24 protein-coding genes are annotated in these 26,524 nt (G+C 43.4%); 11 read left to right on the plus strand and 13 right to left on the minus strand.

The features are described 5' to 3' along the window. Positions 1 to 28: 28 nt before the first annotated feature. Positions 29 to 976, minus strand: coding sequence for a Gfo/Idh/MocA family oxidoreductase (locus AYW75_RS13340; RefSeq protein ID WP_067100245.1), 948 nt, complete (start codon positions 974 to 976; stop codon positions 29 to 31). Positions 977 to 1,125: 149 nt separating this feature from the next. Beyond that, complete coding sequence (locus tag AYW75_RS13345; RefSeq protein WP_067100250.1) at positions 1,126 to 2,340, minus strand: LysR family transcriptional regulator; 1,215 nt, start codon at positions 2,338 to 2,340, stop codon at positions 1,126 to 1,128. A 177-nt stretch (positions 2,341 to 2,517) separates the two neighbouring features. Between AYW75_RS13345 and AYW75_RS13350 the strand changes: the two genes are divergently transcribed. Beyond that, positions 2,518 to 5,415, plus strand: coding sequence for a ligand-binding sensor domain-containing diguanylate cyclase (locus AYW75_RS13350; protein ID WP_067100254.1), 2,898 nt, complete (start codon positions 2,518 to 2,520; stop codon positions 5,413 to 5,415). Positions 5,416 to 5,535: 120 nt separating this feature from the next. Further along, the gene (locus AYW75_RS13355) at positions 5,536 to 5,847 is read left to right on the plus strand and encodes a high-potential iron-sulfur protein (protein WP_067100257.1); all 312 of its coding nucleotides are present in this window, start codon (positions 5,536 to 5,538) and stop codon (positions 5,845 to 5,847) included. A 72-nt stretch (positions 5,848 to 5,919) separates the two neighbouring features. On the opposite strand, the gene AYW75_RS13360 is transcribed toward AYW75_RS13355, so the two are convergent. The 6 genes from AYW75_RS13360 to AYW75_RS13385 form a co-directional block, all read right to left on the minus strand. After that, positions 5,920 to 6,726 (minus strand): M48 family metallopeptidase, encoded by an 807-nt coding sequence (locus AYW75_RS13360; protein WP_067100259.1) that lies wholly within the window; start codon positions 6,724 to 6,726, stop codon positions 5,920 to 5,922. Between the two features lie 13 nt (positions 6,727 to 6,739). Next, positions 6,740 to 7,099 (minus strand): DUF2750 domain-containing protein, encoded by a 360-nt coding sequence (locus AYW75_RS13365; RefSeq protein ID WP_067100262.1) that lies wholly within the window; start codon positions 7,097 to 7,099, stop codon positions 6,740 to 6,742. Between the two features lie 118 nt (positions 7,100 to 7,217). Further along, entirely contained in the window at positions 7,218 to 8,288 is a 1,071-nt protein-coding gene (locus AYW75_RS13370; protein WP_067100264.1) for a BMP family ABC transporter substrate-binding protein, read from the minus strand. 48 nt (positions 8,289 to 8,336) lie between these two features. Further along, positions 8,337 to 9,269 (minus strand): ABC transporter permease, encoded by a 933-nt coding sequence (locus AYW75_RS13375; protein ID WP_067100269.1) that lies wholly within the window; start codon positions 9,267 to 9,269, stop codon positions 8,337 to 8,339. A gap of 9 nt (positions 9,270 to 9,278) precedes the next feature. Further along, positions 9,279 to 10,346 (minus strand): ABC transporter permease, encoded by a 1,068-nt coding sequence (locus tag AYW75_RS13380; RefSeq protein ID WP_067100272.1) that lies wholly within the window; start codon positions 10,344 to 10,346, stop codon positions 9,279 to 9,281. Further along, positions 10,343 to 11,803 (minus strand): ABC transporter ATP-binding protein, encoded by a 1,461-nt coding sequence (locus AYW75_RS13385; RefSeq protein WP_407943039.1) that lies wholly within the window; start codon positions 11,801 to 11,803, stop codon positions 10,343 to 10,345. Before AYW75_RS13385 ends, AYW75_RS13380 begins: the two co-directional genes overlap by 4 nt. Positions 11,804 to 12,327: 524 nt before the next feature. On the opposite strand from AYW75_RS13385, the gene AYW75_RS13390 reads away from it, so the two are divergent. From AYW75_RS13390 to rlmM, 3 genes are read left to right on the plus strand one after another with little or no spacing between them, the layout of a single operon-like run. After that, complete coding sequence (locus AYW75_RS13390; protein WP_082856533.1) at positions 12,328 to 13,419, plus strand: GGDEF domain-containing protein; 1,092 nt, start codon at positions 12,328 to 12,330, stop codon at positions 13,417 to 13,419. A 17-nt stretch (positions 13,420 to 13,436) separates the two neighbouring features. Next, positions 13,437 to 14,132 carry a pseudouridine synthase gene (locus AYW75_RS13395; protein ID WP_067100278.1) on the plus strand — a complete coding sequence of 232 codons (696 nt, stop codon included), beginning with the start codon at positions 13,437 to 13,439 and terminating at the stop codon, positions 14,130 to 14,132. A 2-nt stretch (positions 14,133 to 14,134) separates the two neighbouring features. Beyond that, complete coding sequence (gene rlmM, locus AYW75_RS13400; RefSeq protein ID WP_067100281.1) at positions 14,135 to 15,187, plus strand: 23S rRNA (cytidine(2498)-2'-O)-methyltransferase RlmM; 1,053 nt, start codon at positions 14,135 to 14,137, stop codon at positions 15,185 to 15,187. Between the two features lie 61 nt (positions 15,188 to 15,248). On the opposite strand, the gene AYW75_RS13405 is transcribed toward rlmM, so the two are convergent. Next, entirely contained in the window at positions 15,249 to 16,934 is a 1,686-nt protein-coding gene (locus tag AYW75_RS13405) for a L,D-transpeptidase family protein (RefSeq protein WP_067100282.1), read from the minus strand. After that, positions 16,931 to 17,209, minus strand: a complete 279-nt coding sequence (locus AYW75_RS13410) for a YkgJ family cysteine cluster protein (protein ID WP_067037493.1) — start codon at positions 17,207 to 17,209, stop codon at positions 16,931 to 16,933. Before AYW75_RS13410 ends, AYW75_RS13405 begins: the two co-directional genes overlap by 4 nt. Before the next feature lie 102 nt (positions 17,210 to 17,311). Between AYW75_RS13410 and AYW75_RS13415 the strand changes: the two genes are divergently transcribed. After that, the gene (locus tag AYW75_RS13415) at positions 17,312 to 18,556 is read left to right on the plus strand and encodes a diguanylate cyclase (RefSeq protein WP_067100284.1); all 1,245 of its coding nucleotides are present in this window, start codon (positions 17,312 to 17,314) and stop codon (positions 18,554 to 18,556) included. Between the two features lie 83 nt (positions 18,557 to 18,639). Here AYW75_RS13415 and gatB read toward each other — a convergent pair whose 3' ends face one another. The 3 genes from gatB to gatC are packed head-to-tail and all read right to left on the minus strand — an operon-like array spanning position 18,640 to position 21,848. After that, a complete protein-coding gene (gene gatB, locus AYW75_RS13420) occupies positions 18,640 to 20,085 on the minus strand; it encodes an Asp-tRNA(Asn)/Glu-tRNA(Gln) amidotransferase subunit GatB (protein ID WP_067100285.1) in 1,446 nt (481 codons plus the stop codon). A 2-nt stretch (positions 20,086 to 20,087) separates the two neighbouring features. Then, positions 20,088 to 21,548, minus strand: coding sequence for an Asp-tRNA(Asn)/Glu-tRNA(Gln) amidotransferase subunit GatA (gene gatA / locus AYW75_RS13425; RefSeq protein ID WP_067100287.1), 1,461 nt, complete (start codon positions 21,546 to 21,548; stop codon positions 20,088 to 20,090). 12 nt (positions 21,549 to 21,560) lie between these two features. Beyond that, a complete protein-coding gene (gene gatC / locus AYW75_RS13430; protein WP_067100290.1) occupies positions 21,561 to 21,848 on the minus strand; it encodes an Asp-tRNA(Asn)/Glu-tRNA(Gln) amidotransferase subunit GatC in 288 nt (95 codons plus the stop codon). 239 nt (positions 21,849 to 22,087) lie between these two features. Between gatC and AYW75_RS13435 the strand changes: the two genes are divergently transcribed. The 5 genes from AYW75_RS13435 (at position 22,088) to rng (ending at position 26,511) form a co-directional block, all read left to right on the plus strand. Next, positions 22,088 to 23,131, plus strand: a complete 1,044-nt coding sequence (locus AYW75_RS13435; RefSeq protein ID WP_067100292.1) for a rod shape-determining protein — start codon at positions 22,088 to 22,090, stop codon at positions 23,129 to 23,131. 69 nt (positions 23,132 to 23,200) lie between these two features. After that, on the plus strand, positions 23,201 to 23,986 hold the full coding sequence (gene mreC, locus AYW75_RS13440; RefSeq protein WP_231886215.1) for a rod shape-determining protein MreC: 786 nt from the start codon (positions 23,201 to 23,203) through the stop codon (positions 23,984 to 23,986). Further along, on the plus strand, positions 23,983 to 24,456 hold the full coding sequence (mreD, locus tag AYW75_RS13445) for a rod shape-determining protein MreD (RefSeq protein WP_067100297.1): 474 nt from the start codon (positions 23,983 to 23,985) through the stop codon (positions 24,454 to 24,456). Before mreC ends, mreD begins: the two co-directional genes overlap by 4 nt. An 11-nt stretch (positions 24,457 to 24,467) precedes the next feature. After that, positions 24,468 to 25,064: a Maf family protein gene (locus tag AYW75_RS13450; protein ID WP_067100300.1), complete on the plus strand. Its 597-nt coding sequence runs from the start codon at positions 24,468 to 24,470 to the stop codon at positions 25,062 to 25,064. Continuing rightward, positions 25,057 to 26,511 (plus strand): ribonuclease G, encoded by a 1,455-nt coding sequence (rng, locus tag AYW75_RS13455; protein WP_067100303.1) that lies wholly within the window; start codon positions 25,057 to 25,059, stop codon positions 26,509 to 26,511. Before AYW75_RS13450 ends, rng begins: the two co-directional genes overlap by 8 nt. The last annotated feature ends 13 nt before the right edge of the window (positions 26,512 to 26,524 follow it).

Genomic DNA, 26,524 nt, shown 5'->3' on the forward strand with positions numbered 1-26,524 from the left:
CTGCTTTTGAAATTTAATAGGTGGAAGGTTAGTCTTCCAAGCACTGCTCAAGTTTGTGTAGGGTCTCCATTGCGTCAATTGCTTGAGTGACACACGCATTCGGAGTGCGGCCTTCTTGAATTGCTGAGATGAATTCACGATCCTGAAGTTCAATGCCATTGTTAGAAACAGCAACATCCGATAGATCAATCTTGTTCTCATTGCCATCAAATAGGTCATCGTATCGAGCGATATAGGTACCATTATCACAAATATAACGGAAGAAAGTACCAAATGGACCGTCATTATTGAATGACAGCGATAATGTACAGATCGCACCGTTTGGCACTTTCATACCAATGCTCATATCCATGGCAATATTCAGTTCTTCATGTATAGGGCCCTGTAGGGCTTGAACTTTTGTCGCAACTTCACCTGTTTGATACTGAAACAAGTCAACTGTATGGCAGGCATGATGCCATAACAGATGGTCAGTCCAAGATCGTGGCTTACCTAACGCATTTTTATTGGAACGACGGAAAAAATAGGTCTGCACATCCATCTGCTGAACTTTTAACTCACCCGCTTCGATTTTATTGTGGATCCACTGGTGGGAAGGGTTAAAGCGACGAGTGTGACCTGCCATGGCGACCAGTCCCGTACGTTTTTGAGTCTCAACAATTTTGCGTGCGTCTTCAATATTGTCGGCCATTGGAATTTCAGACATAACATGCTTACCAGCCTCTAAACATTGGATAGTTTGAGTGGCGTGCACCTGCGTTGGTGTTGCTAGAATGACAGCATCAACATCATCACGAGCCAACGCTTCAGCTAGATCCGTTGTATGGTGGGCAACGCCACGCTCTTCAGCAAAAGCTTTGATTGCATCAGGTTTGGTGCCGACAACTGATACGACCTCTGCACCGTCAATGGATGCTATAGCATCCATATGCTTCATGCCGAATGCGCCTGAAGCGCCTGCAATACAAATTCTCATTAGATATCTCCTAGCGATTAACTTGTTGTTCTTGGTGAGCGTCGCTGCTCTAAATTATTATATTCAATCTAACATTGGCGTAATAAATGATGTAATTCGTAAACCACAGATGCTATTCGAAAAAGAGATAATATGCTTTTGTGGGAAAGCTATCTGAATTGATCGCATGTTTCTCGTAGAACACTCAAAAAGTGAGACTGAGTAATAGTTGGTAGCCAGTTTTTTCTTACACAAAGGCCGATGGGGCGTCGTGTATGTTCTAATGGATAAGATAAGATTTTGAGTATCCCTAACTCAATTTCGCGCTCCATTTGATGCTCAGATATCAATGTTAATCGGTCACTACCGATCAGTAATTCTCTTATTAAAATCTGTGAACTAGATTCAACAATACGACTTGGTTGCGGGGTGTCAGCTTGATCAAAAATTGCTTCAAATGCCGATCGTGTAGGGGTTCCATCTGCAGGGACAACCCATGCAAATTTTTCTAAATCTTCAGCAGAGACTTGGTTAAGCGATAAAAGTGGATGGTCATCGCGACAGATGATCGAAAGCGGTGGATGCCAAAGCTCTTCTTGAACAACATCGTCAGCAGGAGAGGGGTAGCGAAGAGCGCCAAGTACAATATCTACATCACCGTGACGTAAATGATGAAGTAAATCGGGATAAGGGCCTTCTATAATTTTAACATTCACATCTGGATGTTGATCACCAAACCGAAGAATAGACTTGGGTAACATTGTGGTTCGTGCCAAAGGCATACTACCCAATGAAATAGTGGAAACATCTTTAAACTGTAAAGCATGAATTTCATGCATGCCCTGACGCAGTTCGCTAAATGCCAGCTTAGCAGCTTTTGTGAGTGTCTTAGCAGCCTCTGTTGCACTAATACCAGTATTTGTTTTATCAAAAAGGGCGATGCCAAGAAGCTTTTCAAGATCACGTGCTGCTCTGTGAACAGATGATTGTGAAACACCAAGATTTCGGCTGGCAATACTGAAATTTTGTACATCGCACACAGCGACTAAGGCTTTTAATTGAGTTGTACTAATTTGAGCCAGCACATTCGCTGAAAGTGTTTCTTTTAGCGATGGGTTACGAAGTAGCTCAGCAGCCGAGTCTTTTAAGTAATCAAGCGAACGAGTGACTCGATTTTGCCATAATAGCCCTGATTCTGTTGGGTACATGCCATCGGAGTGTCGTTCAAATAAATGTGTCTCTAATTGCTTTTCTAATTTTGCAATAGCTTGCGTGATTGCAGGTTGAGATAAATAAATTTGCTCAGAAGCTCTAGTGATACTTTTTAGTTCACAAACAGCTATGAATACTCGTAAGTGACGCAAATTAGGAATTTGTAAATCCACTACTAGCTCCAGTAAGACAATTTAGGTCACTATATCAAAAGTGAATAGGTTTTAAAGTAGTTACCTATACTATGTTGATCCTGAGCTGTAACCAAAAATGAGGTACACTTATGAAAATCTACTTTTCTTCCATAAATTAAGCTATTTTTGTTTCAGTATATGTTTTTAGGATTGGGCATGCAGTTAAGTTGTTACTACAAGGGATTAAAGTGGCTAATGTGTTCCATCGCTCTTTTATATGGGGCAACCAGCTACGCAACAGCCAGTTTACATGACTATTTTATTGATGTGTGGACGTCACATGAAGGGTTGCCGCATAACAGTATTAATGCCATTACTCAAACTGAAGATGGTTACTTGTGGTTTGCTACATGGGAAGGCGTGGCCCGTTATAACGGAAAAAGCTTCGAGCTGTTTAGTCGCGATCCAGAAACAGGATTGATTGATGCGGCTGTGAGAGCACTGATTCCGGCAAAAGGTAATCAACTTTGGGTTGGTGGAGGTCGTGGTGGTATTACTTTGCGTGATCATTATCATTGGACACAACAACCCCCAGCAAAAAGTCTTGTAAACGATATATTGTTAGACAGCGATTCCAATCTATGGCTTGCCGTAGAGGGTGAAGGGGTATTCTATCGAGAAAAAGAGGGTGAACATACCTACTCTGAAGATCGATTAGTGCTTAACGTAAGTGCTGCCCACCTTGCTCAAACCCGCTCTGGAACTATTTATGCAGCTACGCGTTCTGGCTTTTATCGCATATCTACTAATGGCGCGGAAAAACTGAGAATACCTCATGTGCCTGAAAATGTTCGCGTTTATTATGTTTCCGTTGATCATCGAGACCATGTACTTATAGGTACGAGCGATGGGGCTTGGAAATTCGATGGAGAGCAATTTATCGAATTACTACCAGAGCTTAATACATCAGCGATTACAGTTGCTGAAGAAGACGATGAGGGAAATATATGGTTGGGCTCGATTGATAAGGGGCTAATGCGCATCACTCTTCGTGGTGTCGATTACATTGATACCAATTCTGGCCTACCAAATAATCGTGTAATCTCTTGGTTTCAAGATTCTGAAGGCAGTATCTGGATAGGCACTAACGGTGGAGTAATGCGTTTACGTGAAGCGCCATTTCGTAATTATTCAGTGTTGGAAGGCTTAGAAGGTAACTTTGTACGAACGTTACTTAATATTCCAGGTGACCGTTTTTTAGTGGGTAGTAGTGAAGGTTTAAACCTATTGGAAGACGGAAAGGTGCTCTCAGCAAGTGCACAGCCTGCGGCCCGTCAGTCAACTCTGAGTCTAGCAAATACCTCTGATAATTCTGTTTTGGTGGGTACGCAACGAAACGGCGTTTACAGATGGAGTTCTGGGCTGATGACTCGTCTTTACAACAAAGATAATGGGTTGCCTGCTAATGAAGTTCGATCATTATTAGAAGATTCAAGAGGGCGTACTTGGGTTGGTACAGTTAACGGATTAGTGATGTTCGAGCAAGATGGTACTCGAACCCTTTTTGATGAACACGCCTCTAGTTTACCCGATAATTATATTATAGCGTTAAGTGAAGATAAGCGCGGTAGGATTTGGGTTGGTACGGCAGAAGGGGTTGCTGTATATGACCGTCGCAATCGAATGCTTACCATTGATATTTCGGAGTTTGAGCAAGCGCAGTATGTGTTTGGGTTCTATATTGAACCTGGTTTTGTATGGATGGCAACCGATCGCGGCTTACTTCGATACAATACGATCTCTAATGAACTGAGTGGTGTAGGTAAGCCTGAGGGATTACCAATCGATAAACTGTTTCAAGTTGTTTATGATCGCATGGGAAGTTTTTGGTTAACAAGTAACCGCGGAATTTGGAAAATTAGTTATGTAGAGGCGCACCGTGCTGCCTCCGGTGAAATTAATAGCATTAATTTTGAACATTTTGGTGCAGAAGATGGTATGGGCAGCAGCCAAGTCAACGGTGGTTCAACACCCGCAGCAGTAAGCTCTAAAAGTGGCTTATTAGGTTTCGCAACGGCGGGTGGGGTGTCCTTTATTCAGCCAACGACACTTAAGCAACTTTATCAATATAGTTTACCAATAGTCATAGAAGATGTTGAAGTCGATGGGCTGTCGATCAACCCTCAGCGCGATAACTTACTTCAACCTGGCTCAAATCGAATTCGAATCAATTTTGCTGGTCTTAGTTACATCATGACTGAGCGTTTGCAATATCAAACCAAACTGGTGGGATTTGATGATGAGTGGAATTACCAAGGTAATCAAACTGTTGCTGAGTATACAAATTTACCACCTGGACAATATAAGTTTCATGTCAGTGTACGTTATCCTTATGGGGAATGGCATGAGTCCTCAACAAACTTCGAATTTGAACTGCAGCCTTTAGTCTGGCAAAGAAGAGATGTACAAGCTTTGTTTATTTTTGCGTTTGCCGCGGGATTAAGTCTTCTAATGTACTGGCGTGTGTATGCATTGAAAAAGCGTCAGCGTGATATGGCGACCCAAATACATACAAAAACTGAAGCGCTAAGGGAACAATCAGAGCGTTTTGAACGGTTGTCCAAAGAGGATGTGTTAACGGGTCTGTTTAATCGTCGTGCTTTCGATGAAAAAGTACGTAGAGATTTTATGTTATCAATTCAAGGGTTGGGTAGACTGAATCTTGCCATTATTGATATCGACCATTTTAAGCAAGTAAATGATCGCTTCTCCCATATTGTTGGGGATGAAGTGATCAAGCTTATGGCTAAATTCTTAAAGAAATCTGTGATTGCTCCAAACGTAGTTGCTCGCTGGGGTGGTGAAGAGTTTACTTTGTTAATTCATGGTACTGAAGAGCAAGCTTTAGCGCTTTGTCATGAACTACTTGAAGGTGTCGCTCAACTTCATTGTCCAGAGCTGAATAATGAGTTTAATTTAACTGTCAGTATTGGTTTGGCGAATGCGTTAGGGTGCTATGACTATCAAGGTTTACTAAAACGTGCCGACCACGCTTTATATGAGGCCAAAAACTCAGGGCGTAACCGGTTAGAGCAATATCACGAATTTCACTGAAATGGATGCATATTTCCTGATTTAAGTCAGGCCCTGAGAATTGTTCCAGCTTTAGTCTATTTTTGTTAAAACATATTAACGGATCTAGTCGATAGGACAAGATATCAACAGGAGAGAGTGATGATTGATAGTGGTCGCCGTAAGTTTGTAAAAAAAGGGTTGTTTGGTTTGGCCGCACTTCCTTTTGGTATGGGTGCGCTTACATCTAATGCATTTGCTGCATTGCCAATGTTAGACCCGAGTGCCCCTAACGCTAAAGCTTTAGCGTATGTGCCCGATGCAGCGAGTGCTGCTTCACATGCAGCATTTAAAGAAGGTAGTGCTTGTAGTAACTGTAATTTCTACAATGCCGGTTCGGGTGCTTGCCCGCTGTTTGCAGGACATGCAGTGGAAGCAAATGGTTGGTGTCAGGCTTGGGTTAAAAAACCATAACGGTAAATAAGTGACTGATATTAAAAGCTCTCAGGCAGTGGAAGGCCTAAGAGCTTTTTTTATGTGCGTAATTCAATAGCATTGAGCTGTTTGATTATTTGCTTTTAGTGATGCGTAGATCTTTTGTGGTGTTGGCATTGCTTGTTGTAGGTCTCGAATACGAGTTTGATGAGAAGGGTGTGTCGATAGGAATTCTGGCGTAGTGCTCTTGCCACCTTCTCGAGACATATTCTGCCAAAGCGCTACACTTTCAGTTGGATCAAAACCTGCTTTGGCCATTAAGTCTAAGCCAATAAAATCTGCTTCAGATTCATGGGTTCGGCTAAATGGCAAAATGATTCCAAACTGAGCGCCCAATCCAAGGCCTTGGAATATAAGAGATTTTGTCGCCGACTCTTCGCCGGAAAGTTGATAGCCCAGAGCTAAAGCTTGACTGGTTGCTAGTTGCGTAGAAACTCGCTCGTTACCATGGCGAGCTAGTACATGGCCAACTTCATGGCCAATAACAGCAGCTAGTTGAGATTGGTTTTCGGCAACATCTAATAGACCTGTGTAAACACCTATCTTGTAACCTGGTAAAGCAAAAGCATTTACTTGCTCATCATTGAAAAGAACAACTTCCCAAGCCTGTTTACGATAATTATCAGGTAATACTGAGATAATTTTGTCGGCAACACATTGGACTCTTTGAGTAGCTTGAGTACTTTCGGATGTAGGTGTCTCCGCTTTCATTTCTGTAAAAGATGCAACCCCCATTTCATTAAGCTGACTGTCAGGTAATAAGACAAGTTGCTTTCGGCCTGTTGGAGACGTTGTACATGCAATTAGTGCTGTACTAATTAGTCCAATTGTTAAGTTACGAAATAATGACGATGCCAAATGAGCCTCCTTGTTAGCCTTGGATATCGTGAAGCAGCTCGCTAGCCTGAAGCACAATTCCTTCACCTGACATATTGGGTGCTACGCCAACGCTCACACCGTCATTGGTCATTCCTGGTAACCATACTTCAAAAAATGCTTCATTGTTGATGTCGAGTGCACTGAAGCCCTCATAATCAGATTTCGCCCATTCATTGGCCATTTCTTCTGTGGGCCAAACGGGCAACACTCGCTCACTACCGATATTGATGTTCAAACAGCCTTCCGTGTCGGCTAAGGTATAGCAAGTTCCACCATTTTTAATGTGTGAAACAAATAGATCGTAACGGTTCTGACTGGTCTCTCTAAAAAAGCTTGTATTATCAATAGTCATAAATGATTTCTTCGATGAGTTTAACTGATACTAACAACTACAGACTATATCTGATAGTTAAAAAAATGGGCGATCGATATAGATCACCCATTGCGCAAAAAACAAGGAAAGACCGTGATTAGCGTGGTATTTCGTCTGTAATGCCTTCTACGTACCAATTAACCTGAGCTAATTCTGTATCGCTGAGAGTATGACCTTCGGGAACAACTATGTTTCCTTTATTGTCTTTAATAGGGCCTGTGAATGGGTGAAACTTACCTGAATTGATCAAGTCGTATGTTTCATCAATTTTAGCGCGAACGTTTTTCGGTAAGTTATCGTTTATAGACGCTAAACTAAGCATGTCTTCTTGAAAACCACCCCAAAAGTCTTTGGGTTCATACGTACCATCCATAACTTCTTGAGTAACCTTAATGTAATAAGGAGCCCAATCATCACGTACCGAGAAAACGTGTGCGTTTGGCGCGAAGCTGCTCTGATCCGATGCTTGACCGATAGCACGTGCGCCGCGTTTTTCTGCTGCAATCAAAGGTGCAGGGCTATCTGTATGCTGAAGTAACACATCCACACCTTGGTCCATCAGTGCATTGGCCGCATCTGTTTCTTTACCTGGGTCATACCAAGAGTTTACCCAAACAATTTTCATTGTAACTGCGGGATTTACACTTTTTGCTGCCATGTAAGAAGCATTAATGTCACGAATGACTTCAGGAATAGGAAAAGAGCCGATGTAACCAATTGTATTTGATTCGGTTAGCATTCCAGCAGCAATACCTGATACGTAACGACCTTCATAGGTACGAAGTACGTATGTGCCCATGTTCTTAGAGCGTTTATAGCCAGTTGCATGCTCAAAGGTGACGTTAGGAAAACGTTTTGCGACTTTTAAGGTTGGGTTCATGAAACCAAAAGATGTAGAAAAAATCAGGTCATTACCTGCTTTTGCTAACTGAGTGATAACTCGCTGAGCGTCTGCACCTTCTGGCACGTTTTCTACATACGTTGTTTCAACTTTATCACCGAAGAACTCTTGAAGCTCTTGACGACCACGGTCATGCTCGTAACTCCATCCAAGATCACCTACTGGACCAACATAGACAAATCCGACTTTAAATGGGTCATCTGCAGCTTGCACAGTTGCAACACCTGCTAGTAGACCAAGACCTACAAGTAAGCTTTTTAGTTTCATTATTTGCTCCTTTTGTGCCCGAAGGCGATTTACTTTAAACGCGATTAACTAAGCCATTTGACGTGGGTCGAATGGTTTACCAAGAGACCGTGGCGCGAGCAACTTCTCTTTGTATTTATCCGCACTGATGATAACCATCACTATGATCGTTGCCACATAGGGCAGCATCGCTAATAAGTTTGGAGAAATGGACCACCCCATACCTTGTAAAACTAGATGCATAATACTTGCCAATCCAAATAGATAAGCACCTAATACAATATTGCCAATTCTCCATGAAGCAAATACAACTAGGGCTAATGCTATCCAACCTCGTCCAGCGGTCATGTTTTCTACCCACATAGGTGTGTAAACCAATGACATATAGGCACCGCCTAAACCCGCCATAGCGCCACCAAACATGACAGCAAGGTAGCGAACTCGCAGCACTTTAATGCCAATTGCGTTGGCTGCATTTGGGTTTTCACCAACGGCTTTAATCGTCAGGCCTAATCGAGTTTTGTTTGCAACAAAAGCAATTATGATGGCAAGAAGGACAGCAAGATATACCATCACATCATGACTAAATAGAACTTTGCCTAGTACAGGTATATCTGAAAGTACTGGGATCGACAAAGGTTGAAAACCAGTAATAGTCTGACCAACAACGCCTGAGCCGATGAAAGCACTTAATCCGGTGCCAAAGATGGTCAGAGCTAAGCCTGTTGCAACTTGATTGGCGCCAAGATGTAACACTAAAAAACCAAAGATTAAGCTCATCACCATGCCGATGATCATCGCTCCTAGCAGCCCGAAACCTGCATTACCAGTGCCGTAGGCGGCCATGAAACCGACCACTGCACCCATTAACATCATACCTTCTTGCCCTAAGTTTAAGACCCCTGTTTTTTCACAAATGGCCTCGCCTAGAGCGATAAATAGAAGAGGAGTGCCCGTTTTAATGGCTGCAAACAGTACTTGAGTAATTAGATCAATATCCACGCTTTGCTCCTAAGCCATTTTTTCGCGATAAGGTACGATGCGGTAACGAATGAAGAAATCACACGCCAAGAGGAAGAACAACAATATTCCTTGAAACATTCCTACGACAGCAATCGGAATGCCCATTTCTATCTGAGCTAAGTCTCCACCCATGTATAAAATAGCTAAAAAAATAGCTGCGACAATGGCACCTGCGGGGTGGAGTCGACCAAGATAAGCAACGATAATAGCGGAATAACCGTACCCAGGGGAGACATTTGGCGTGAGCTGGCCGATAGGTCCGGCTACTTCGGATACGCCCGCCAATCCGGCCAAAGCACCTGCAAACAGCATGACAAACCAACTTATTGCTTTGGAATTATAACCTGCATAGATCGCGGCAGGTTCATCTGCACCGTAGACCCGAATCTTAAATCCAAGGTGTGTTTTGGACAGCAAAAACCAAGCAAATAGGGCCGATACAATAGCAAAGGCAACGCCAAGGTGTACTCGCCCGCTGTCTGAAAGTACAGGTAGCAAGGTAGCATCTGAGAACAACGCTGACTCAGGAAAACCGAAGCCTTCTGGATCGCGTAGTGGCCCATGAACCGCCCAGATTAACAAGTACAATGCAATATAATTCAGCATTATGGTGGTAAGAATTAAGTTAGAGTTAAATTTTACTTTGAGAAAAGTGGCGATGCCTGCCCAAGCCATGCCAGAGAGGATTCCACCCAATAAAGTCAGGGGCATCGCTAAAGCGGAATTGGAGTCAATGAACATCAGGGCAACTGCACTGCCGCCAAGCGCTCCTGCCAACAGTTGGCCTTCAGCACCAATGTTCCACATGTTGGCGCGATAACACAAAGCCAAACCGACGGCGCAAAGCAGCAATGGCCCCATTTTAACCAGCATTTCACTAATATTATAAGCGTCTGATAATGGTAGTATTAGCAGTACATGCAGTGCTTGTAATGGATCTTTGTCGAGAGCCGTAAACAGCAGAGAGCCAAAAATTAATGTGAGTACAATGGCTAAAAAAGGCGATGCAAACGTCATTAGTGTGCTGGGTTCTGTTCGAGCTTGCACTTGAATCATGCGAGTGCCTCCTGTTGCTCTGATTCATTAATGAAGGTACCCGCCATCCACTGACCTATTTGATCTATGGACGTTTCTTCGGCGCGAACAACGGGAGAAAGATGACCGTCACACACGGCAGCCATACGGTCTGCTAGCAAGAAAAGCTCGTCGATATCTTCTGAAATTAATAAAATCGCGGCACCTTGATCGCGAAGCTGTAATAACGCTTGATGTATGGCCAGTGCGGCACCAACATCTACTCCCCAAGTTGGGTGAGCACAAATAAGAACTTTGGGGTTTTGGCCGATTTCACGCCCCATAATGAACTTTTGTAGGTTACCACCACTTAAGCTTTTAGCTTCAGAAAACTCGCCATGACATTTAACACTGTACTGGGAGATAAGGCTTTTGGCGTACTCTTTTAAGGCTTTCCAGTTCACAAGGCCGGATTTTACAAAACCACGACTGTGCGTCAATAATGTATTCTCTGACAAGCTCATTTCAGGTACAGCACCACGCCCCAAGCGTTCTTCTGGTACATAAGCCAATCCGTTTCGTCGGCGTAGGCCAGCAGATTGAGTGCCAATATCACGGCCATCAAGAGTTAACATATTTTTAAGATGACGATTGTCTTCTCCGCTGATGATCGACATCAGTTCTTCTTGCCCGTTACCCGCGACACCAGCAATGCCTAGAATTTCACCTTTGTACAGCTCAAAGTTAATCTGCTTCAAGGCAGTGCCAAAAGGGTGTTTAGCGGTTAAAGAGAGATTATTAGCAGTAAAGACAATAGTTTCACCGAATGCTTTTTCATAGCCAGCATCTTGTTCAGCCAAGTCACCTACCATCATTTTGGCTATTGTGGCAGGCGTTTCATTCGCTGGTTCACAATCACCTACGAATTTGCCTCCGCGGAGAATTGTGGCGTTATGACAAATTTCCGTTACTTCATGAAGCTTGTGAGAAATAAATAAAATGCTACAGCCTTCAGAAGAGAGTTTTTTCAAGACGGTGAATAGTCCAGCAACTTCTTGTGGCGTTAATACTGAAGTGGGCTCATCAAGAATCAAAAGTTTTACCGATTGTACCAGACAACGCATGATCTCGACGCGTTGGCGCTCTCCAATCGAAAGGGAATGTACGAATCTGTCTGGGTCAACGTTGAGGCCGTAGGTTCTAGATAGGTCTCGAATACGTTCAGCTAAGTCGCCGATTGAATGCAATTGTGATCGACTTAAACACAGCTCTATGTTTTGCGCGACAGTGAGTGTTTCAAATAATGAAAAATGTTGGAACACCATGCCGATGCCTAAGTCACGGGCCTTGGAAGGAGACTTGACTTCAACTTCGTGACCATCCCATAGAATCTGACCTGCGTCTGGGGCGACTACGCCATAGATTGTTTTTACTAACGTACTTTTGCCAGCACCATTTTCACCTAATAGTGCATGTATTTCACCTGGCATTAATTTCATGCAGATCTGGTCGTTAGCCAGACATCCGGGGTACTGTTTAGTGATATTCAGTAGCTCTAAACGTGGTCTAGAACTCTGGTTTTTCAATGTTTCCGACACCGTTAATTCTCTATGTAATTGGATGTTAAACGTCTTAAGAGAACGCTTCTTTATTTCGTCAATATTGACGTTAGGCCTTCCTTTGCGGACTCAGATTGAGCAAGTACTTTGTAAGCCGAGTAACTGACAATCAATAACTGTGCCAATAGATCGTAACTATACGAAAGATTTAATAAGTCGCGAAGAATACGCAATTTTAAGTTGTTTGTCTGCACGGTCAGCTTTGTTGCTGTACATTATTTATGTTTGAAGTGCATTATTCCTGATTTTATGGTCAGCATTGCTCTATGTTGGTGCTTTATTTGACCGATTGGTTCAGAATTAGGCGTAGGCGTGCGCTATCTGCTCGTGTAAAATGGAACTTAAATATTTGGCTCTAAATTCTTTGGTTTTGGTGCTATGACCGCTGTCTAATAGGACAAATTTTGTCTCTGTTGAAGAAATACTTTGAAAAGCTTGCTGAACTCAGTGCTAAAAATAGTATTGATGTCGATCTGAATCGCAAGCAAGTGGTTAATATAACTTATTTGCTTTCTATGATCGTTGGGGCATTGTCTGCTTTAGTCTTTATGGCTAATAGCTGGTTCATTGAGTCCACGGTTCATTTTGTTGGCGCTGCTGTTTCATTAATCGGTTTTGCGCTATCTATTAAAGGTTATGCCCGCACATCAAGAATACTGTTTCCAGTTGCTTGTGCGACGTATATTGCTTTCTGTACCTTCTTGTTTTATGGCTCAGATAGTAACTTCATGTGGCTGCTAGTGGTATTAGCTGCATATTCGGTTACAGGGTTTCGAGTCGAGAGCGGAAAAGCTCAACTGTTGGTTTGCTTCTTTGCCTTATTAGTCTTTACCTTCATTAAGTTGTTCGCACCTGCTACTACCCAGTACATATCAATGGATACTCGCTTGCTTATAGCGCTGTGCACATTTATAGCGTCCTGTACTTTAATTGTTTTAATTGCTGGAGTAGTTGTCACAAAACTACGTAAGCTTAATGAGCATCTTCGTAATCTTGCTGAAGTGGATGATTTAACTAAACTCAGTAACCGTCGCAAGGTTTTGGCCGAAGCCGTCAATGTGTTTGCCGATTCAATTATCAGTAATCAACGTTGCTGTTTTGCTATTCTGGATTTAGATCATTTTAAAAACATCAACGATCGATTTGGGCATGAAGTGGGTGATACCGTTTTGAAAAGCTTTGCGCAAGTCATGTCGAATACTTCGCGTCGAGGAGATTGGATTGGTCGTTACGGGGGTGAAGAATTTGTCATTGTTATGCCTAATACTCGTTTAAAAGATGCTGTCAGTGCTATGGAACATTTAAGAGTTCAAATTGCAGATTTAGCGATTCAAATCGAGGGGCATGCTACGCCAATACATGTTACTACTAGTATTGGAGTGGCTGAAATTACTGATGATACGTTGCGTTATGAGCAAATATTGGCGCGAGCGGATGAAGCGTTATACATGGCAAAAAATAATGGCCGTAACCGCGTTGAAATCAACGTAAGCTAATAAGTGAGAAAGAATAAATGGATCCAATTGAAGTCGTGTTAAATCACGATGATTTCTGGGTGGTCGTTAAACCGGCTGGAGAGAGTTTTCACTCAGAGGGCGGCATTGGATTTGCTGAGCGCTTAAATCAAACCTATCCGGAGCAGACGTTTTATCCTTTGCATCGTCTGGATAAAATGACATCTGGCTTGATTCTGTTTGCAACGAATAAGGGAGCAGCAGCGACCTTTGGTGAATTGTTCGCGAAGCATACTTTAGAAAAAAGGTATATTGCTGTATCAGTCAATAAAGCAAAGAAGAAGCAGGGTACTATTTCAGGTTCAATGTTGCCGAGTCGACGTGGTCAGTGGAAGCTTTCTACTCAAGGTGACAACCTTGCTGTTACTCAGTTTTTTAGCTTTTCTGAGTCTGGTAAACGTTATTTTTGGATACGTCCATTGACGGGTAAAACACATCAAATTCGTGTTGCGCTAAAAAGCATTGGTGCGGCAATTTTAGGTGATGAGCGTTATAGTGGCAATGTATCAGATCGTGGCTATTTACATGCCTACTCCCTTGCATTTGAGTGGCAAGGAAAGCCGATGTATTTTGAAAGTTGGCCTAAAGAGGGCGAACATTTTTCGGACTCGATCCGGTCTTTATATCAACAATATTTTTTCGAGCCATCTTTGTCATGGCCTAAATTCACGATTCCTAAGAAAACCACCTTTTAACTATGAAAAACGTTTTAATATATTGCCGTCCGGGATTTGAGCGAGACGCTCTAGCAGAAATTTCAGATAAAGCATCTGAACATGGCTTTTATGGCTATGGCGTTCCCGCTGAAAACTCAGGTTATGTGTTGTATAACACTGGTGATGAACAAGGTGGAGAAACGTTAATTCAATCTCTGTCATTTAATCATCTAATTTTTGCGCGTCAAATCATTGCAGTAAATGATGTCATTGATTTCGAAAAGGGCGGTCGAGTGCAGGCGCTTCTTGAAGCGGCTCGAGAGCTTCCCCTTGCAGAAGACATGTGGTTTGAAACCGCGGATACTAACGAAGCTAAAGCGTTAGCGGGACTGATAAAAAAGATTGAAAAACCGTTGATGGGGGCATGGAAAAAAGCGGGATTGCTGCGTAAAAAAGCAGTAGGTATCCGTCATCATGTCTTTTTCATGGAAGGGAATCAAGCCTACCTTGGTGTTAGCTACCAGTCTTGTCGATCTGAGTTCTTATCGGGTATTCGTCGATTGCGCTTTCCCTCTAAGGGGCCTTCTCGTTCAACCTTAAAGTTAGAGGAGGCTTTACTGCAGTTTGTGCCAGAACAAAGACGAGAAAGAGATCTTTACGAAGGCATGCATGCTGTAGATTTGGGGGCTGCGCCAGGCGGATGGACGTATCAGTTTGTTATCAGAGGTATTCATACCTACGCGGTTGATAATGGGCCGATGCAGAAAGAGTTAATGAATACAGGACTAGTGTCGCATATGACTGAAGATGGCTTTAAGTTTAAGCCGCCAGGAAAAGTTGACTGGTTGGTATGTGACATGGTTGAACGCCCAATTTTAGTGGCGGAACTCATGGCTAAATGGTTATGTGAAGGGTGGACTCAGCGCGCCATATTTAACTTGAAGCTGCCAATGAAGAAACGATATCAGGAAGTGGTTCAGTGTTTTGAACTTATTTCTAGTCAACTGAAACAGCAGGGGTTGAGATATGAAATGCAATATAAACATCTATATCATGACCGAGAAGAAATTACGGTTTGCGTGATGGTAAAATGACCAAATCCTAGTTTTGATAAATGGGGCGATTAAGCCCCATTTATTTGTGTCTTGCTTTTGCCTAAATGCTTTCTTTGGTTTGAAAAGGGGCATACCCCATCGCTTCTTCCATTAATGTATCGCGCTCATAGATGTCATTACGGAATTCTGGCATACCATTACTGTTTGGTACGACAGTAAAGTAAACTAAATAGACAGGTAACTCATCTTTCAATGAGATGACTTTGGTTTGCTTGGATTGACGTGCTTGAGCCAGCTGATTTTGGCGTTTTTTATCGCCAGCAACCAGTAAATCGGCAAAACCTTCTGGACGCTCTAAGCGAATACAGCCAGAGCTGAAGGCACGGTCTTGTTCTCTAAAAAGATGCTTTGCTGGCGTGTCGTGCAGATAAATATCGAATTTGTTGGGGAACATAAATTTATAGGCTCCCAGTGCATTATTATCATCCGCTGCTTGCTCAAAACGGAAGTGAAGGTCTTCAGGTTTGATGTCATTCCATTTAATTGATAATGGATCTATTCGTTTTGCGCCAATGCTCCAGCTGGAGTAAAGCTGATAACCGTTTTCGGTTAGATAGTTGGGGTTCTTCTGTAGCTTAGGCAATATATTCTCGCGCGCAATACGCATAGGAACGCGCCAAGTTGGATTAGTGACCATATAAGTCATTTTGCCATAAAACACATTAGTTTTTCGCTCTGGTTTACCGATTACCACCTTCATGCTTTCATTTTGGCCGTTCAAGAAAATATGAGCTGTATAGTCAGTTAAATCAACCCAAACGCGATTGTCTTCAAGTTGTGAAGGTAGCCAGCGCCAGCGCTCTAGATTATAAGCAATTTGTTTGGCACGCTCTTCCAAAGGAACATTGAGCATTTGTATTGTTCGAGTGCCGGCGGCACCATCAGATGCTAAATGGTGGCGCTTTTGAAAGCGTTTTAACGCCTCACGAATGTCATTATCAAAATAGTCTTCATTCACTTTGCGACTAGAGAATCTGATGTCTCCTAATTGAACCAATCGCGCACGCAGCTGAGCCACTCGCGGTCCTTCATCGCCAAATCGTAAAGGTACGCCTACCTCAATACGGATATCGCCTTCTTTTTGAGCGGTTTCCTGATAAAAAACCAGCCAATTTTGAAGTACTTGATAATCAGGTTGCCGAGGTGCAAGGGTCGGTAGGTAATTCACCATATTGGTTGGCGAGTCTAAGAACAATAGGTTTTGCCAGTCTTTACTGGGTGCATCAAGGCGCCAATTGGGGTCAATTAACTGCGGCTCATAACGGCCATTAGAAAGATCGTGAGCATAGCTTGAAAGGGCAATGGTTGCGATCACGTCGAGCTCAGCAAGCTGTTGTGAACTTGGCTTCTTGATTGCTAGGTATTCTTTAAGTGTTTCAAGATGGTAATGGACAGGGTTAAGGCCATGGCTTCGCGCGCTTTCGAGTGTATTAACGAGCTTATAGACGGCCATGTCTAATTGTGTTTCTTTGATCCAGATAGGATCAAAATCCCGGAACTCATAGGCCTCTAAGACGTTCTTGTTTGGTAGCGCTTGACCCGCGATGGGTGTAAATGCTTCCAGCATCCAAGACACTTGTTGTCGAACGCTACTTTCAATTTGAGTGTCGGAAGGGGATGTTTCAATGAAGTTTTTAGTCTGAGTACTGGGTGTATTGGAGGAGCAGCCGGCTAACATGGCGCAGGTGACAAGCGCTGTACCGAAATGACGTGTAAACGATTTCATGTAAGATCCTTTAGGCGGATGTTCGGTTGTGTTGTGGACTCCATATCGTCAAGGATTGCTAGCGCCTGGTCTCGGTGTTTACCACAAACATATTCCACTGCTTTAAAATTTGCGCAGACAGCAGGGCGTTCGGGTTGTCCAAATATTTTACAGCCAAATTGCTCGTCAAGCTGAATACAGGGTACACCCGCAGGTTTGCCCTTCGGCATGCCGGGAATGGGGCTGGAAATAGAGGGGGCAATGCAGCACGCGCCGCAGTGAGATCGACAATTCATGGGACTCTTTTTACAAATATTCACTGATTTACTACTAAGAACCAGACGTTAAATTTTCAAATCGCTGTTACATTCAATTAGAGTAATCTTAAAGGTAGCAGAATGTATAACATATTAGTGGTTGAAGATACCGCTGTTGTTAGAAAAATCCTCGCGAAGTTAATAGGTGCAAATCCTTTCTTTCGTTGTGTGATGTGTAAGGATCTAGCGACAGCTAGGGAAGCTATGAAGCAAGATGTGGTATTTCTTGCAGCAGTGGTGGACCTTAATCTGCCTGATGCCCCAAATGGAGAGGTGGTCAATGAGGTACTGGAGCAAGGTATACCAACGGTTGTATTAACAGGCAATTTTAGTGAAACCCTGCGTGGGCGTTTGTTGGCAGAAGGTGTTCTAGATTACATTACGAAAGACTGTCGTTTTGCCTACAATCAAGTGGTTAAAGTGCTCGATCGTTTGCGTAAAAACATGCATACAAAGGTATTGGTTGTGGATGACAGTTCCGTTAGTAGGAATATCATTTGCAGCTTATTAACTAAAGCCAAATTTGAAGTGGAAAGCGTCTGCGATGGTCTTGAAGCATTGCAAAAATTAAAAGAAAAACCTGATATTAAGCTGGTTATTTCAGATCATCATATGCCGAATATGGATGGCTGTGAATTAGTGAAAGCTTTGCGTGAGCAGCCTCGCTATCAGAATTTGGTGTTCATTGGGGTGTCTTCCGAGGGGGATGGCTTGATGTCGGCAAAGTTTATAAAAGGTGGAGCAAATGACTTTCTAAAGAAGCCATTTCACCATGAAGAATTTTATTGGCGAGTTTTTAGTAGCTTGGATTCTATGGAAATGCTGGAGAAAATTCAGTTGTCGGCGAAGTTAGACTCTTTAACTGGACTATTCAATCGAGGTTGTTTGTTCGAGCAGGGAGAGACGCTTTTTGCAAGCCGAGAGAGTTTGGATTGTCTAAGTGTTTGTATGTTTGATTTAGATGAATTTAAACAGGTAAATGATTCACTGGGGCATCGTGTCGGTGACGAGCTGATCGTACAATTCGCTAAATTACTACAAGAGAGCTTTCCGAATGATGTAGTAGGGCGCTATGGCGGTGAGGAGTTTGCCGTGATTTCAGTTAGGCCGGAGAGAGAAATGCGATTAAGCATACAACGGTTTATGAAATCGGTTCGCTGTATGTTATTCACCGAGAAGCGATTGGCAGTGACATGCAGTATTGGAATTTGCATAAGTCCTGAGGATAGCTTGATGGCTGCGTTCGAGTCTGCAGATTTTCAACTGTATCGTGCTAAAAATGCCGGACGAAATCGTATCGAGCCATTTGATAGCGAAGTAGCATAAAGGGTGGTGCTTACTGGGTTTTGCTATATGTGTCTTATAAAAAAAGCCCGCAGCGTGCGGGCTTTTCTGCTACTGAAAGACGATTAGCCTTTTAATAGTTTGTTTAGAATGGGTGTCACCATGCCTGGATTGGCTTTACCTTGAGAGGCTTTCATGACTTGCCCCATAAAGAAGCCAATCATTTTTTTCTGTTTGTCTTCATCAGACGCACGGAACTGCTCAACTTGAGCTGGATTGGCATCAATAACACTTTGAATTACGGCTTCGATGGCGCCAGTGTCTGTTACTTGCTTGAGGCCTTTCGCTTCAATGATGTCATCGGCTGAGCCTTCACCATCCCACATGGCTTGAAGAACGCTTTTAGCTGTTTTGCCATTGATAGTGTTGTCTTCAATGCGAACCAGTAGGCCGCCTAAATGTCCGGCAGATACCGGTGATTCAGAGATGTCTTTCGACTCTGAGTTAAGGTATTTGCTTAACTCACCCATGACCCAGTTTGCGGCAAGCTTGGCATTGCCTGCTACGTTTGCAGTTTCTTCAAAATAGTCAGCCATAGCGCGTGTAGCAGATAAAACGCCCGCGTCGTACTCACTTAGCTTGTACTCAGACATAAAGCGATCTGCTTTTTGCTTGGGTAACTCAGGGAGGTTGGCTGCGATTTGGTCTACGTATTCTTGCGTTAACTCGATAGGCAGTAAGTCTGGGCAAGGGAAGTAACGGTAATCGTTGGCTTCTTCTTTGGAGCGCATGCTGCGAGTTTCATCTTTGTCTGGATCGTATAAGCGAGTTTCTTGAGTGATCTTACCGCCATCTTCAAGGATGTCTGCTTGACGTTCTATCTCAGTGTAAATGGCACGCTCAATAAAGCGAAACGAGTTTACGTTTTTGATTTCCGTACGAGTACCATAGGCCTCTTGACCGTTAGGGCGTAGAGAAATGTTGACGTCACAGCGCATGTTGCCTTCGGCCATATTGCCATCACAAATGCCTAGGTAAGTGACAATTGAGTGGATCATTTTTACGTAGGCAACCGCTTCTTTTGCTGATCGGATATCTGGTTCAGAGACGATTTCAAGAAGAGGTGTGCTAGAGCGATTAAGGTCAATGCCCGTCATACCGTGGAAATCTTCATGTAAAGATTTGCCTGCATCTTCTTCTAGATGGGCGCGCGTGATTCCTACGCGTTTCATAGTGCCATCATCTAATGTGATATCTAGATGTCCCTTGCCTACAATAGGGTCGTCCATCTGACTGGTTTGGTAGCCCTTGGGTAGGTCTGGGTAAAAGTAATTCTTGCGCGCAAAAATCGATGTCATGCCAATTTCAGCATTAACAGCGTGGCCGAACATGACGGCCATTCGTAGGGCTTCTTTGTTGAACACAGGCAAAGCGCCAGGCATGCCAAGATCAACAAGTGTTGTGTTTGTATTAGGCTCTGCACCAAAGCTCGTGGCGGCACCAGAGAATAATTTAGAGTTGGTTGATAGTTGGGCGTGGATTTCCAGGCCGATGACAACTTCCCAATTCATATTTAAGCTCCTTCTGCCAAGCTAGGGTTTTTAGTGTGCCAATCCGTTGCTTGTTGGAACTTATGTGCAACATTTAAAAGCTTGGCCTCAGAAAAGTAGTTGCCCATGATTTGCAGGCCGACTGGCATACCATCGGCGAACCCAGCTGGAATGGACATTGCAGGAACACCTGCTAAGTTAACCGATAGGGTATATATGTCTTCTAGGTACATGGCAATTGGGTCGTCAGTTTTGGCGCCGATACCGAATGCAGTGGTCGGTGCAACAGGGCCCATAATGACATCTACTTGCTCGAACGCCTTGACAAAATCCTCTTTAATCAGGCGGCGAATGCGTTGCGCTTTCAAATAATAAGCGTCGTAGTAGCCTTCCGATAAAGCGTATGTGCCAACCATGATGCGCTTCTGAACTTCTTTGCCGAAGCCTTCGCCACGTGAACGCTTGTACATGTCCATTAAATCTTTTGGATCTTCACAGCGGTAGCCGTAACGAACGCCGTCAAAGCGAGATAGGTTAGAAGATGCTTCGGAAGGTGCGATGACGTAATAAGATGGAATGCTTAGGTTTAGGTTCGGTAAAGAGATCTCTTTTACCGTTGCGCCCAACTTTTCAAATTCTTTGACTGCATCTTGGATTGCTTTGGCAACGTCATTATTCAGTCCATCACCAAAATACTCTTTTGGAAGGCCGATGCTTAAACCATTTAGTGGTGCATCCAGGTTTGCAGTATAGTCTTCTGTCGCTATTTCAGAGCAGGTTGAATCGTTTGTGTCAAAGCCTGCAATCGATTGCAGGATGAACGCACAGTCTTCTGCAGAACGAGCCATAGGGCCGGCTTGGTCAAGGCTAGAAGCGTAAGCGATCATGCCGAAACGGGAAACACGACCGTAGGTAGGTTTTAGGCCTGTAATACCGCAAAAAGAAGCGGGCTGACGAATCGAGCCGCCTGTGTCAGTGCCTGTCGCAGCGACGCATAGGCCTGCTGCTACCGCGGCAGCAGAGCCACCGGAAGAGCCGCCAGGTACTTTGTCTATGTTCCAAGGGTTTTTGACGGCGCCGTAATGACTGTTCTCATTTGAAGAACCCATGGCGAATTCGTCCATATTGGTTTTGCCCAATGTGACGGCACCAGAAGCTTGCATGCGGCCTGTTACGGTTGATTCGTATGGTGGTATGAAGTTATGCAGCATTTTTGATGCGCATGTCGTTAAAATGCCGTCTGTACAAAATAAATCTTTGTGGGCAATCGGGATTCCAGCTAGTGCACTTGTTGAGCCACTGGCGATCAACTTGTCAGCGGCTTCTGCTTGGGCAAGGGCGATTTCATCGCTCACGGTAATGTAGCTGTTCAATTGTCCGTCTAGGTGCTTGATGCGTGCTAGATAGTCTTGCGTCAGCTCAACGCTGGAAATGTCTTTTGCTCGCAATTTTTTGGCGAGCGAAGTAATGCTTTGATCAACCATTTAATTAAGCTCTTATTCAATAACTTGAGGAACCAAGAAAAGGCCCGCTTCGGTTTGAGGTGCGTTTGCAAGGAAGGCATTACGACGATTGCCTTCCGTCACGACATCATCACGTAAACGCTGTTTTGCTTCGAGCGGATTAGATAGCGGCTCAACTCCATTAGTATCGACGGATTGCATTTGTTCAACCAAGTCAAGAATACTTGTTAAGGAATTTTGGTATTGCTCGGCATCGTTATCATCTAACGATAAACGAGCAAGGTGCGCGATTTTGAGCACGTCTTGCTTTTCTAGAGACATGTTTCACCTAATTTTATCGGTTTTCAAAAAATAGGTTCATTGTAGCGCCATTAAGAAAAGGTAGAAAGGTCATGGCGTAAAAAGATCGTTTATTCCTATGCCAAGTGAAAAACCACCAATAAACAAAGATATATGCGTAAAGAAATTACATATTTATGCCCTTACGGCTTGCCCAAAGAACCTCGGGTTGTTACATTTTCTGACTATTCGTAATGGATCTTTTCAGGGTGTAGAAATTCATGTTTAAAAAAATTAGGGGAATGTTCTCAAGCGACCTATCCATTGACTTGGGAACAGCCAATACCCTTATTTACGTGCGCGATCGTGGAATCGTTTTGGATGAACCGTCTGTTGTAGCAATTCGCCACAATGGTAATCAAAAAACTGTAGCGTCTGTTGGAGTTGACGCGAAGCGCATGTTAGGACGTACGCCTGGAAACATTACGGCTATCCGCCCGATGAAGGACGGTGTAATAGCTGACTTCCATGTAACCGAAAAAATGCTTCAATACTTTATTTCTAAGGTACATGAAAACAGCATGCTAAAACCGAGTCCCAGAGTCTTGGTGTGTGTGCCTTGTAAGTCAACACAAGTTGAGCGTCGTGCAATTAAAGAATCTGCATTGGGAGCGGGCGCTCGAGAAGTTTTCATTATCGAAGAGCCAATGGCTGCAGCCATTGGTGCAGGCCTTCCGGTCGCTGAAGCATCTGGATCAATGGTAATTGATATCGGTGGTGGTACCACTGAAATCGCGATCATTTCCTTGAATGGCATCGTAACATCCGAATCTATTCGTATTGGTGGCGACCGCTTTGATGAAGCGATTACTACATATGTGCGTCGTCAGTACGGTAGCTTAATTGGTGATGCAACAGCAGAGCGTATTAAAACAGAGATTGGTATGGCATATCATACTGGCGAAGAGCTACAAATTGATGTGCGTGGCCGTAATTTAGCTGAGGGCGTGCCACGTGCATTTACGCTTAAGAGTTCTGAAATCTTAGAAGCTCTACAGGAACCCTTGGCGCAAATAGTGCACGCTATTAAAGGCGTTCTTGAACAGTCGCCTCCTGAGCTTGCTGCTGATATTGCTGAGTCTGGCCTTGTGTTAACGGGCGGTGGCGCGTTGTTGCGTGAAATTGATCGATTAATCAGCGATGAGACAGGGTTACCAGTAATCGTTGCCGATGATCCGCTTACGTGTGTTGCGCGTGGTGGTGGAATGGCATTAGAAATGATGGATAAACACGCTTCTGAACTTTTCTCTCCTGAGAGTGACTAATTAATAGGAGTTTTTCCCATTAGTAGTTCTGCGTTTTTATCAGGTAAAGTATCCAGCGCACGTTTTGTTGTGCTGGTATTGCTTTCACTCGCTATGATTGTGGGTGAATTACAATATAAAATTTTTAGTCCTATCCGACCATACCTTACTTGGCTAGTCACGCCGATACAGATTGTGGTCAGTGCACCTCAAAAAATGATCAGTTGGTCGGAAATGCACCTTGATAGTCGTGAGGATCTCGTCGCCCATAACCAATCTCTTAATCAAGAATTGCTTATGTTGCGTGGTCAGTTGCAGCGATTAGATTCGTTAAAAGCTGAAAATGTGCGCTTACGTGAGCTACTTGACGCATCTCAAAGAGTTGAAGAAAAAGTAGTGATGGGTGAGGTGATTGGCTTTGATCAAAATGCATATAGCCATAAGGTTTTAATTGATAAAGGCTTTTCTAACGGCGCCTATGTTGGTCAGCCAGTATTAGATGCCACAGGAGTGCTTGGTCAAGTTGTTGAAACGTCAGCCTATACTAGTCGAGTTTTGTTGATTGCAGATGCGAGTCACTTTGTGCCTGTCCAATTAGCAAGAACAGGTCTTAGAAGTGTTTTACGTGGTACAGGTGACATGCGTCGACTAGAGCTGATGAGTGTTCCTCATACCGCTGATATAAAGAAAGGTGATATTTTGACCACAAATGGTCTAGCAAATCGATTTCCTATTGGTTATCCGGTTGGGGTCGTGCGAAATGTTAGGCACGTATCTGGTAAACCTTATGCTGACGTGGATGTGGTTCCACTTGCTCAATTAGGTCGAAGTCGACATGTTATGCTAATTGAACGAGCTGAAGAGGTAGGACAATGAAATCTACCATTATCTTCGTGCTGACTTTTATTGCCGCTTTGATGTTAGAGGGGTTGGTTTTTCCCTCAGATTTAGTCTGGTATAAACCAGAATGGACTCTACTTGTTATTCTTTATTGGGTGATTGCATTGCCTTTTAAAGTCGGGGTGGGTATTGCTTGGTTTTTAGGATTGTTGGTCGATTTGTTGCAAGGAGGTGTCATTGGTCAGCATTCTTTAACTTATGTGATTGTTACAGCAGCCTGTGCAAGTCTATATAAGCGACTTCGAATGTATCGTCGTTGGCAGCAAAGTATTTTTATCTTTTTACTTATTTCAATTAATCAGTTGGTCGGCTTTTGGGTTGATCACTATACCGGTGATGCCGACCCAACACTGATGATATTCATGCCTGCCTTGGTGTCTGCCATTTTATGGCCATGGTTATTTGTGTTGTTGCGCAGTATTCGCAGGCTATATTCGATTCAATAATAGGCAATTAAATGATTATCCTTGCTTCCTCGTCACCTAGAAGAAAAGAGTTGCTGTCCCATTTAGTGAATGACTTTCAAATCATTCCTGCAGACATTGATGAAACCCCTTATGCTTTAGAAAAGCCCGAAGAGTACGTGCTGCGAATGGCTAGAGAGAAAGCTGAGGCTGTTGCCAATCAATATGAATTGTCTCATCGTGCCATTGTGATTGCTTCGGATACCAGTGTGGTATTAGGAGGTACTATTTTAGGTAAGCCGGCAGATTTCGAGCATGCAAAAAGTATGTTGCGAGCTCTATCTGGACAAAAACATCAAGTAATGACTTCTCTGTGCGTTTGTAATAGTGGGTTAAACCGTGTTGCAACCTGTAATGTGATTTCTGATGTTGAGTTTCGTGAGATCTCTGATCTAGAAATTGAACATTACTGGAACACTGGAGAGCCTGCTGACAAAGCAGGGGCTTATGCTATTCAAGGGTTGGCTGGGATGTTTGTAAAGCATATTTCCGGTTCCTTTTCTGCTGTAGTTGGGCTACCTGTATATGAGGTGACACAACTTTTGGCTGAATTTGGTGTTAGCCCTTTAAAGGAGAAAACTCGTGAGTGAAGATGTATTAATTAATGTTACACCCATGGAGATTAGGGTAGCGCTTGTTGAAAATGGTGTGCTGCAAGAAGTCTATATCGAACGTTCCACTCGAAAAGGCATCGTAGGTAATATTTATTTAGGTAAGGTAGTTCGTGTTTTACCTGGTATGCAGGCAGCTTTTGTAGATATTGGCTTGGAGCGCGCCGCGTTTATTCATGTTTCAGAGGTCGCTGATCGAGACGCTATAAACCCAAGTGATCAAATAGGAGATTATTTGCGTGAAGGGCAGTCTTTAGTTGTCCAGGTTACAAAAGATCCTATTAGTACCAAAGGGGCACGTCTAACCACACATTTATCCATTCCTTCCCGTTATTTGGTGTACATGCCAGATCAGGCACACGTTGGCGTAAGTCAACGTATCGAGGATGAAGTGGAACGTGATCGATTGAAATCGCTGGTTTCCAAAGCACTGGAAGATCGTGACGAAACCAGTGGTTATATTCTTAGGACGGCAGCTGAGCGTGCTGGAGAAGAAGAGATCCTGTCCGACATTAATTTCTTAACTCGACTATGGCAATCCGTTAAAAAGCGAATTACCAATGTAAAAGCTCCTTCCGTAATTTATGAGGATTTACCTTTACATCTGCGCACAATGCGAGATCTAGTTAGCCTTTCAACTGAAAAAATTCGTATTGATTCTAAAGAAAATTACGCCAAGCTACGTGGTTTTGCTGAAGACTTTATTCCTGACTTACTAGGTCGTATTGAATACTACCCAGGTGAGCGCCCAATCTTCGATTTATACAGTGTAGAAGATGAAATTCAACGTGCACTTGACCGTAAAGTTCAGCTTAAATCAGGTGGCTACCTGCTAATTGAGCAGACCGAGTCAATGACGACCATCGATGTAAATACCGGTGCGTTTGTTGGAAGTCGGAATTTAGAGGAAACAATCTATAAAACTAACTTAGAAGCCGCAACAGCAATTGGTCGACAGCTTCGCCTTCGAAATCTCGGTGGTATCATCATTATCGATTTTATTGATATGGAAGATGAAGAGCATAAGCGTCAAGTGCTGCGTATGCTTGAAAAAGTCTTAGAGACTGACCATGCCAAAACCAAAATTACTGGTGTATCAGAGTTAGGCTTAGTTGAGATGACTCGCAAGCGTACCCGTGAAAGTTTAGGGCAGGTGTTATGTGAGCCATGTCGCTCATGTCGTGGAAGTGGCTTTGTTAAAACACCTGAAACAGTGTGTTACGAGGTTCTTCGTGAAATTATGCGTGCAGACCGTGCCTATAATTCTCAAACTTATACTGTGTTGGCAAGTAGTTCGGTAGTAGAGCGTTTTTTGGATGAAGACAGTACGGCTGTTGCCGAGTTAGAGGCTTTCATAGGTAAAACCATTCGTTTTCAAGTTGACCCCGTCTATACCCAAGATCAATATGATGTGGTGTTGCGCTAACAGAGGTCCAACT

The organism is Marinomonas atlantica (assembly GCF_001639725.1).
In the GTDB taxonomy this organism is placed as follows: domain Bacteria; phylum Pseudomonadota; class Gammaproteobacteria; order Pseudomonadales; family Marinomonadaceae; genus Marinomonas; species Marinomonas atlantica.